Annotated in this window: 7 protein-coding genes, 1 tRNA gene and 1 pseudogene; 7 read left to right on the top strand and 2 right to left on the bottom strand. The window is 35.1% G+C overall.

What is annotated here, in order from left to right; all coding sequences use genetic code 11:
• Window positions 1-10 precede the first annotated feature (10 nt).
• From murG to EKM03_RS13115, 7 genes are all read left to right on the top strand, one after another.
• Complete coding sequence (gene murG, locus EKM03_RS13085; protein WP_126740560.1) at window positions 11-1,114, top strand: undecaprenyldiphospho-muramoylpentapeptide beta-N-acetylglucosaminyltransferase; 1,104 nt, start codon at window positions 11-13, stop codon at window positions 1,112-1,114.
• Window positions 1,115-1,165: 51 nt separating this feature from the next.
• Window positions 1,166-2,515 carry a UDP-N-acetylmuramate--L-alanine ligase gene (gene murC, locus EKM03_RS13090; protein ID WP_126740561.1) on the top strand — a complete coding sequence of 450 codons (1,350 nt, stop codon included), beginning with the start codon at window positions 1,166-1,168 and terminating at the stop codon, window positions 2,513-2,515.
• Window positions 2,502-3,224 carry a cell division protein FtsQ/DivIB gene (locus tag EKM03_RS13095; protein ID WP_126569002.1) on the top strand — a complete coding sequence of 241 codons (723 nt, stop codon included), beginning with the start codon at window positions 2,502-2,504 and terminating at the stop codon, window positions 3,222-3,224. The genes murC and EKM03_RS13095 overlap by 14 nt, the downstream gene beginning before the upstream one ends.
• A gap of 6 nt (window positions 3,225-3,230) precedes the next feature.
• Entirely contained in the window at window positions 3,231-4,619 is a 1,389-nt protein-coding gene (gene ftsA, locus EKM03_RS13100; RefSeq protein ID WP_126461738.1) for a cell division protein FtsA, read from the top strand.
• A 51-nt stretch (window positions 4,620-4,670) separates the two neighbouring features.
• A complete protein-coding gene (ftsZ, locus tag EKM03_RS13105) occupies window positions 4,671-6,614 on the top strand; it encodes a cell division protein FtsZ (RefSeq protein ID WP_126461740.1) in 1,944 nt (647 codons plus the stop codon).
• 267 nt (window positions 6,615-6,881) lie between these two features.
• Window positions 6,882-7,331, top strand: coding sequence for a GatB/YqeY domain-containing protein (locus tag EKM03_RS13110; protein WP_126461743.1), 450 nt, complete (start codon window positions 6,882-6,884; stop codon window positions 7,329-7,331).
• Between the two features lie 71 nt (window positions 7,332-7,402).
• Window positions 7,403-7,476, top strand: a tRNA-Arg gene (locus EKM03_RS13115).
• A 163-nt stretch (window positions 7,477-7,639) separates the two neighbouring features.
• On the opposite strand, the gene EKM03_RS13120 is transcribed toward EKM03_RS13115, so the two are convergent.
• Window positions 7,640-7,939 carry a hypothetical protein gene (locus tag EKM03_RS13120; RefSeq protein WP_126740562.1) on the bottom strand — a complete coding sequence of 100 codons (300 nt, stop codon included), beginning with the start codon at window positions 7,937-7,939 and terminating at the stop codon, window positions 7,640-7,642.
• Window positions 7,940-8,125: 186 nt separating this feature from the next.
• Window positions 8,126-8,576, bottom strand: a pseudogene (locus tag EKM03_RS15300) (hypothetical protein); the annotation flags it as partial.

Genomic DNA, 8,576 nt, shown 5'->3' on the forward strand with positions numbered 1-8,576 from the left:
TTGATTGAAAATGAAACAGTATAAATTCATATTAAGTGGAGGTGGAACGGGTGGGCATATCTATCCGGCAATTGCTATTGCTAATGAATTGAAAACTCGTTTTCCGGACGCAGATTTCCTTTTTGTAGGGGCCAAAGATAAAATGGAAATGCAAAAAGTACCTCAGGCAGGCTACAAAATAATAGGGTTATGGATTGCAGGATTACAAAGACGATTCACCTTTGATAACACTCTTTTTCCAATAAAACTGATTAGTAGTTTATTGAAATCACGTACTATAATCAAACAATTTAAACCAGATGTAGTAATAGGAACAGGTGGTTTTGCCAGTGGACCGTTGTTACAGATAGCAGCGCTTTGCGGAATTCCAACACTGATTCAGGAACAAAATTCCTTTCCAGGAATTACCAATAAATTGTTAAGCAAAAGAGCCAACAAGATTTGTGTGGCTTACGAGAATTTACAGCGATTTTTTCCGAAAGAAAAAATGATTTTGACTGGAAATCCTGTGCGTCAGGATTTAATTGATATTGACAGTAAAAGAGCGGAGGCAGTTCGCTATTTTGATTTAGATCCCAATAAAAAAACGCTTTTGGTATTAGGAGGAAGTCTAGGTGCAAGAAGAGTAAATCAGTTGATTGCTAAAGAAATTCTAACTTTTTCAGCCCATAATGTACAAGTGATCTGGCAATGTGGGAAATTGTATTTTGAGGAGTATAAATATTGTCAAGAAAATGAAAACATACAAATTCATTCTTTTATTGACCGGATGGATTTAGTATATGCAGCAGCAGATTTTGTGATTTCCCGGGCAGGAGCATCTTCTGTTTCGGAATTATGCATTGTTGGTAAACCGGTGATTTTTATCCCTTCACCTAATGTTGCAGAGGACCATCAAACTAAAAATGCGCAAGCTGTAGTAGATAAAAATGGAGCAATTCTGCTTAAAGAAAATCAACTGGACACACAATTTAGTGTTGTTTTTGAGTCCTTGGTCAATGATCCGGAAAAACAGAAAGAACTTAGTGAAAACATAAAACAGTTGGCTCTGCCAGAAGCAACAAAACAAATTGTAGATGAAATAATTAAATTAGTCCAAATCCGAAAGGCATAAAGTCAAATGACTTTAAAACTTTAAGGCTTTAAGACTTTAAGACATAAAAAAATGAACTTAAATCAAATACATAACGTCTATTTTATAGGGATTGGAGGAATCGGGATGAGTAATCTGGCTCGTTATTTTCGCAATTTGGGAAAGCAAGTTTCGGGTTATGATAAAACGCCTTCTATTCTTACTACGGAGTTAATTGAAAGTGGAATTTCAATTCATTTCGAAGACAGTATTGATTTGATTCCAAAAGATTTTTATCTAGACAATACACTGGTAATTATTACTCCGGCTGTTCCTAAGACGCATTCTGAGTGGAATTTTTTTGTAGAAAGAAATTACCAAATCAAAAAAAGAGCCGAAGTTTTAGGGTTAATTACAAAAGACACCTTTTGTTTTGCGGTTGCCGGAACACATGGTAAAACAACTACATCAGGAATTTTAGGCCATCTTTTGTATGAAAGTGGTACTGATGTTACCGCGTTTATTGGTGGAATAGTCGAAAATTATAATTCAAATTTAATAGGAAGCGGTTCAACCGTGACTGTAGTTGAAGCGGATGAATTTGACCGTTCCTTTTTGCATTTGCATCCTAATATTGCATGTATTACCTCAATGGATGCGGATCATTTAGATATTTATGGAACCAGTGAAGCAATAGAAGCTTCTTTCATTGAATTTGCTTCTAAAATAGAAGATAAAAACAATCTTTTCATAACAAAAGAATTGCCATTAGAAGGCATCACTTGTGCAGTAAACGAAGCGGCTGTTTACAAGGCATTTAATGTTAGAGTAGGGAACGGCAGTTACGTTTTTGATGTGCAAACGCCTACCGAAATAATTAGAGATTTACATTTTGGTTTACCGGGAAGACATAATTTAATGAATGCATTAATGGCTATTGCAATGGCTAACTTATTCGGCACCCCAACCGATGCCATTGCAAAAGGCATTGCATCATTCAAAGGAATAAAAAGAAGGTTTTCGTACCAAATAAAAACGGATAGAAAAGTATATATAGATGATTATGCGCATCATCCTACAGAGATAAATGCCGTGCATCAGGCAGTCAGCGAATTGTATCCAAATCAAAAAGTATTGGCTGTTTTTCAACCTCATTTGTTTAGTAGAACCAGAGATTTTGTGGATGATTTTGCTAAAAGTTTATCCGCCTTTGATGAGGTTGTTTTATTAGATATTTATCCGGCTCGTGAATTGCCAATGGAGGGTGTTAACGCACAATGGTTGATGAGTAAAATGACTAATAACCATAAAAAAATAGTTTCTAAAGAGGATTTAATTCCAACAATTTTAGCAAGCGGTGCTACTGTAATAGTAACAATTGGAGCAGGAGATATTGGAGAATTAGTACCAATCATAAAAAAAGCGATACATGAAAGTATTTAATTGGACCAATATTAGATTATTGCTCATGGTTGTGGTAGTGATTTTTCTTTTTTCGTTTACATCAGATCGAAATAAAAATAGAAAACTGACTAAATCTGTCGTTGTTTTTGTAGGGGATAACGCTCCTTTTGTGCGGCAAGAAACGGTTGATAAATTGTTAATAGAAAATAAAAAAGAGGCATCAAGCATTCAAAAAGTTAATTTAGATTTGAATAAGTTGGAATCCACTCTCGATGCACATGCGATGATTGAAAAATCACACGTATTTGTAACCATTGACGGGGTGTTAAAAGCAGTAGTCAAACAAAAAAAACCTATTGCTAGAGTTTTTGGTGATGAAGGTTCTTTTTACATTGATTACGAAGGGAATAGAATGCCGTTATCAACTAATTTTACAGCAAGAGTTCCGCTTGTTTCAGGGAGAATAAATAAAAACAACAACGAAGATTTAACTAGTTTACTTCGCATGATTTATGAAGATGATTTTTTGAAAAAAAACATCATTGGAGTTCAAATTATGCCAAATGGAAGCTTAAAAATGTTAAACAGAAATTTTGACTATCAAATAGATTTTGGTAAATTGATACATGTAGCGCATAAATTTAAAAATTATAAAGCTTTTTTTCAAAAAGCGGTTTTAGACAGTTCGTTGTATAAATATAAGAAAATTGACCTCCGATTTACGGAACAAGTAGTTTGCACTAAATAATAGATAATGGAAAAAGAGAATATTGCAGTAGGTCTAGATATTGGGACAACTAAAATAGTTGCCATGATAGGCAAGAAGAATGAATATGGCAAACTAGAAATTTTAGGTGTAGGAAAATCTAAAAGTTTAGGTGTAGCAAGAGGCGTGGTAAATAATATTACTCAAACCATACAGTCAATACAGCAAGCGATTCAAGAAGCCGAAAATAATTCAGGTTATAAAATAAAAGATGTAGTGGTAGGAATCGCGGGACAACACATCCGCAGTATTCAGCATACTGATTATATCAGTAGAAGCAATCCCGAAGAAGTAATTGGAGGGAATGACATTCAGCTTTTGATTGATCAAGTAAATAAATTGGCCATGTTGCCAGGGGAAGAAATCATACATGTTTTGCCGCAAGAATTTAAAATTGACGGACAATCCGAAATCAAAGAGCCTATAGGAATGTATGGCGGACGATTAGAGTCTAGTTTTCATGTTGTAGTGGGGCAAGCTTCATCGATACGTAATGTAGGCAGATGCATTCAAAGTTCCGGAATCGAATTATCAGGTTTAACATTAGAACCATTGGCTTCAGCAGATGCCGTTTTGAGTCAGGAAGAAAAAGAAGCTGGAGTTGCATTGATCGATATTGGTGGAGGAACAACAGATTTGGCTATTTTTAAAGATGGTATTATTCGTCACACAGCGGTAATTCCTTTTGGTGGTAATGTCATTACGGAAGATATCAAAGAAGGATGCTCGATTATTGAAAAACAAGCTGAATTGTTGAAAGTTAAATTTGGTTCTGCTTGGCCAGGAGAAAATAGAGACAACGAAATTGTTTCCATTCCGGGATTAAGAGGCAGAGAACCAAAAGAAATTTCGTTAAAGAATCTTTCCAAAATAATTCATGCGCGTGTTGTTGAGATCGTAGATCAAGTATTTACAGAGGTAAAAGCATACGGTCATGAAGATCCTCGCAAAAAGCTAATTGCAGGGATAGTGCTGACTGGCGGAGGTGCCCAATTGAAACACATCAAGCAATTAGTAGAATACATTACTGGGATGGATACCAGAATTGGATATCCAAATGAACATCTAGCAGGGAATTCTGACGAGGAGATTTCAAGTCCTTTGTACGCAACAGCTGTTGGGTTAGTAATGAAAAGTATTGAGAATAAATCACAGAGTGCAGTTAGAAAAGATGCTGTAGAGCAACCAAGAACATTGGCTTACAGGGCAGCCGCGGCTGAAAATCTTGTGTATGAAATTCCTGAAAAAGAGGAAGAGGAAGGGGAAGAAGGTCAGAATTCAAAAGAAAAACAGAATTCTACCGTAAACAGAATACAGAAAAATTTCTTTGATCGTTATGTTGATAAGATTAAAGACTTTCTGGATAATGCAGAATAGACAGTAAAAACATTCACAAGAATTAATAATAAATATCAAAAACCAAATAAAATGATGAGCAACTCAGAATTTGGAAGTATTTCATTTGATTTACCAAAAAACCAATCAAATGTAATCAAAGTTATTGGTGTAGGTGGAGGCGGAAGTAACGCTATCAATCACATGTTTAAACAAGGGATCAAAGGCGTAGATTTTATCGTATGTAATACGGATTCTCAAGCTTTACAGAGTAGTTCTGTGCCTAATAAAATTCAGCTAGGAGTACACTTAACCGAAGGACTTGGTGCAGGAGCAAACCCGGATGTTGGACAGCAATCAGCTATTGAAAGCATTTCCGAGATTGAAAAAATGTTGGATCGCAATACTAAAATGGTATTTATCACAGCCGGAATGGGTGGTGGTACTGGTACGGGTGCTGCACCAGTAATTGCACAATTGGCTAAAGAAAGAGACATTCTTACGGTGGGTATTGTGACTTTGCCTTTCTTGTTTGAAGGGAAAGTGCGTCAGGAACAAGCCTTAATTGGTATCGAAAAATTACGCAAACAAGTCGATTCTTTAATTGTTATCAATAATAATAAATTAAGAGAAGTATATGGAAATCTTGGTTTCAAAGCAGGGTTTTCAAAAGCAGATGAAGTTTTGGCGACAGCCTCAAGAGGTATTGCCGAAGTAATTACGCATCACTACACCCAGAATATCGATTTAAGAGATGCGAAAACAGTATTGTTTAATAGCGGAACGGCTATTATGGGATCTTCTGTTTCTTCAGGTGAAAACAGAGCTAAGGAAGCGATTATCGCCGCTTTAGATTCTCCTTTGTTGAATGACAATAAAATTACAGGTGCCAAAAACGTATTGTTGCTTATCGTTTCTGGAACTAATGAAATTACCATTGACGAAATAGGAGAGATTAATGATCACATACAAGTGGAAGCAGGCCATAACGCTAACATTATCATGGGAGTTGGTGAAGATGAATCTCTGGGAGACGCTATTGCTGTGACCATTATTGCCACAGGATTTGATATCGAACAACAAAACGAAATTGTAAATACAGAACCAAAAAAAATAATACATACACTAGGGGACGAACAGCGAAGTGTTCATAATCTAACCAACAAGACAGTTGCTGCATTTGATTTGAATATGGAATCACCATCGACTAATTCAAATGAGAGAGTTATTTTTGATTTATTAGAAGATACAGTAGCTGCTCCTGAGCCAGTGGTAACGGTGCCAGTCATTAATAACGAAGAACTAATCGTTATGTCTGAATTTATCAAAAATTTAGATGTGACTTTTGAAATTGTTTCTCCAATAACAGATATTGATTTTACAATCACATCACCTGTGGCCGAGGTTAAAGAGCTAAAGACTATTCAGCCAAAAGCAGTAGAAAGACAGGAACAAACTACATTCTCCTTTGATCTGCCACTTTTTAAAACAGCGCCTGTAGTTCCGGTAGAGGCCAGTAAAATTTTATTTGAATTGACTCCAGAAACGAGTGATATAAGAGTAAATGAAGCCGTTCAATTTGTTCCGGTAACGGAATTGACAGATAACGGAATCATTAAATATTCTCTTGAAGAATATATGGAGCCAGAAAATGATTTCATGGCAAAACCAGTAGCGAAAACTCCAGAGGTTGTAATTCCGGAGGAATTAAATATTACCATGAAACAAGTTGACAGCGCAGCGCTGGTTCCAGTTGACTTTCAAGCAATTTCGCCTACTGAAATGACTATCGAAGAATCATTGCGAATGAGAGCGGATGAAAGAAGGAAAAAATTAAAAGAATTCAATTATAAGTTTCATAACAATGTCTCTAAAATTGAAGAATATGAAAAAGAACCGGCTTACAAAAGATTAGGAATAGACATTTCAAACCATCAAGCTAATAATACGAATTCTAGAATTTCTGTAGGAACGGATAGTAATAATGATTTGCAGCTGCGTTCAAATAATTCATACTTACACGATAACGTGGATTAATGAACTCAAAATAAACTAAGTAACCCGAAAATTTAATTTGATTTTCGGGTTACTTTTTTTGTGTAATCTGAACAAGGCAATTTGTTGTTAATTCCAGTAAATTTTTTTAAATTTGTCGGGCATTAAAAAAGCGGTTGTTTCAAGTCCCGCAAAAAAAGCAGGAGCCTTTACTACCCTTTCGAACATTCAGAAAAGTAGTGGTTTTATAATGAGCATTTCAATAATCGATTTGATAAATAATCGATTAATAAATAAACACTAAATATTATGAGTTTATCAATACACATCATGGACGAAATTAAAACCGCCATGAGAGCCAAAGACACAGTTGCTCTAGAAGCCTTAAGAGCTATTAAATCTGAAATTTTACTAGCGCAAACCGCTACAGGATCAAAAGAAGAAATCTCAGAGGATGATGAAATAAAATTGCTTCAAAAATTAGTAAAAACCCGTAAGGATAGCGCTAAAATTTTTACAGAACAAAATCGTTTGGATTTGGCTGAACCAGAATTAGCACAAATAGCAGTAATAGAAAAATTCTTGCCAGCACAATTAAGCGAAGCAGAAGTAGAAGCTGTAGTAGCAAAAATCATTGCCGAAACTGGTGCCGCAGGCATTGCAGCAATGGGAAAAGTAATGGGATTGGCCGCAGCACAATTAGGTGGAACTGCTGAGGGGAAAACGATCTCTACTATAGTTAAAAAATTATTGACATAGATTTATGATTTAAGAGCAACAGTTTTATATATAGGATATAAAACTGTTGCTGAATAATCTGAAATAATATTGACTGCGTAGTTCAACTGGATAGAATATCAGATTTCGACTCTGAGGGTTGCAGGTTCGAACCCTGCCGTGGTCACTTTTTTAAACGCAATCACCTATTAACAAAGGGATTGCGTTTTTTGTTTTTTATTCTTAGTCAGTATTTAGTCAGTAATGATGAAAAACCTAAAAATCCACATACTTTTTACCATAAAAAAACCTCTCATTTCTGAAAGGTTTCGTTTTGAATTACAATGATTTTATTTTGATTGTGCCTTTGCGATCAATTCCGCTATTCTTTTTTCTCTATCCTCTGAATTATTAATTACCAAAGGGTTTTCCTTGTCACCTTTCAAAGTAGTTTCCTGAGGTCGGGGCAATAAGAAAGTTAATAATTTCGAAACTGCATTCACCCGGTCAATCGGTTCTAATTTATCTATTATTTTGCCTAATTTCTCCAGTTCTTCATTAACTATTTTTTGAAGTTTTTCTTTTGTGCTTGCAGTGGTTCTGTTGGGTGTTCCCGCTATACGTCCCCCCGTTTTTTTCCTAATTGCCATAATTTCTATTTTGTTCTAAAGTAGAATAAAAGGGAACTTTTACGCTCCCTTTTGATTTACTGGATTATTATTATTATTTAAATCTCAAACTCATTTAGAATTTGCTGTTTTTGTGCAATCTCTTTTATTTGAGTTTCAATTTCTTCTTTTCGGTTTCCCATAATTTCTATTTTTGTTTATTGATTACTAATTTATGTTGAATTGATCTAGTAGGGTAATTTGGCCCTGTTTGTAAATTCTTTTTTCCTTAATTTTTCTGTTGCCGTTTGTGTTCCTGATATTGTGTGCAATCTCTTTTATTTGAGTTTCAAAATTTGACTTAAACCATACTTTTGATAAGTACCGCCTTTTGATTTGTTCAAATATTATTTTATCCGTTTTGTAGTAGTATTTCAGTCCAGTATGTGAGAGTAAAACACTATTTTTTTTCTGCATTTCAATATTAAAACCAGTCACTTTACAAAGGTGTTTATTGTCATTATTTGGATTATTAAAAACTACCTTTTTTGAGGGTATAGTTAAATGCTCAATTTGGGTAGTTTTTACATTTAGAAAATCAATTGGATATTCCGCTGCAAAGGTCGCCACGATTCCGCTACAAAGTGCACCACGATTCCGCTGCAAAGTACACCACCCA

The organism is Flavobacterium sp. GSP6, assembly GCF_003984855.1.
GTDB lineage: Bacteria > Bacteroidota > Bacteroidia > Flavobacteriales > Flavobacteriaceae > Flavobacterium.

What these genes read in the sequence shown, in the direction of transcription:
- EKM03_RS13110 (WP_126461743.1), top strand. Translation starts at nt 6,882, where the DNA reads ATGAGTTTATCAATACACATCATGGACGAAATTAAAACCGCCATGAGA.
- murC (WP_126740561.1), top strand. Translation starts at nt 1,166, where the DNA reads ATGAACTTAAATCAAATACATAACGTCTATTTTATAGGGATTGGAGGA.
- ftsZ (WP_126461740.1), top strand. Translation starts at nt 4,671, where the DNA reads ATGATGAGCAACTCAGAATTTGGAAGTATTTCATTTGATTTACCAAAA.
- EKM03_RS13095 (WP_126569002.1), top strand. Translation starts at nt 2,502, where the DNA reads ATGAAAGTATTTAATTGGACCAATATTAGATTATTGCTCATGGTTGTG.
- EKM03_RS13120 (WP_126740562.1), bottom strand. Translation starts at nt 7,939, where the DNA reads ATGGCAATTAGGAAAAAAACGGGGGGACGTATAGCGGGAACACCCAAC.
- ftsA (WP_126461738.1), top strand. Translation starts at nt 3,231, where the DNA reads ATGGAAAAAGAGAATATTGCAGTAGGTCTAGATATTGGGACAACTAAA.
- murG (WP_126740560.1), top strand. Translation starts at nt 11, where the DNA reads ATGAAACAGTATAAATTCATATTAAGTGGAGGTGGAACGGGTGGGCAT.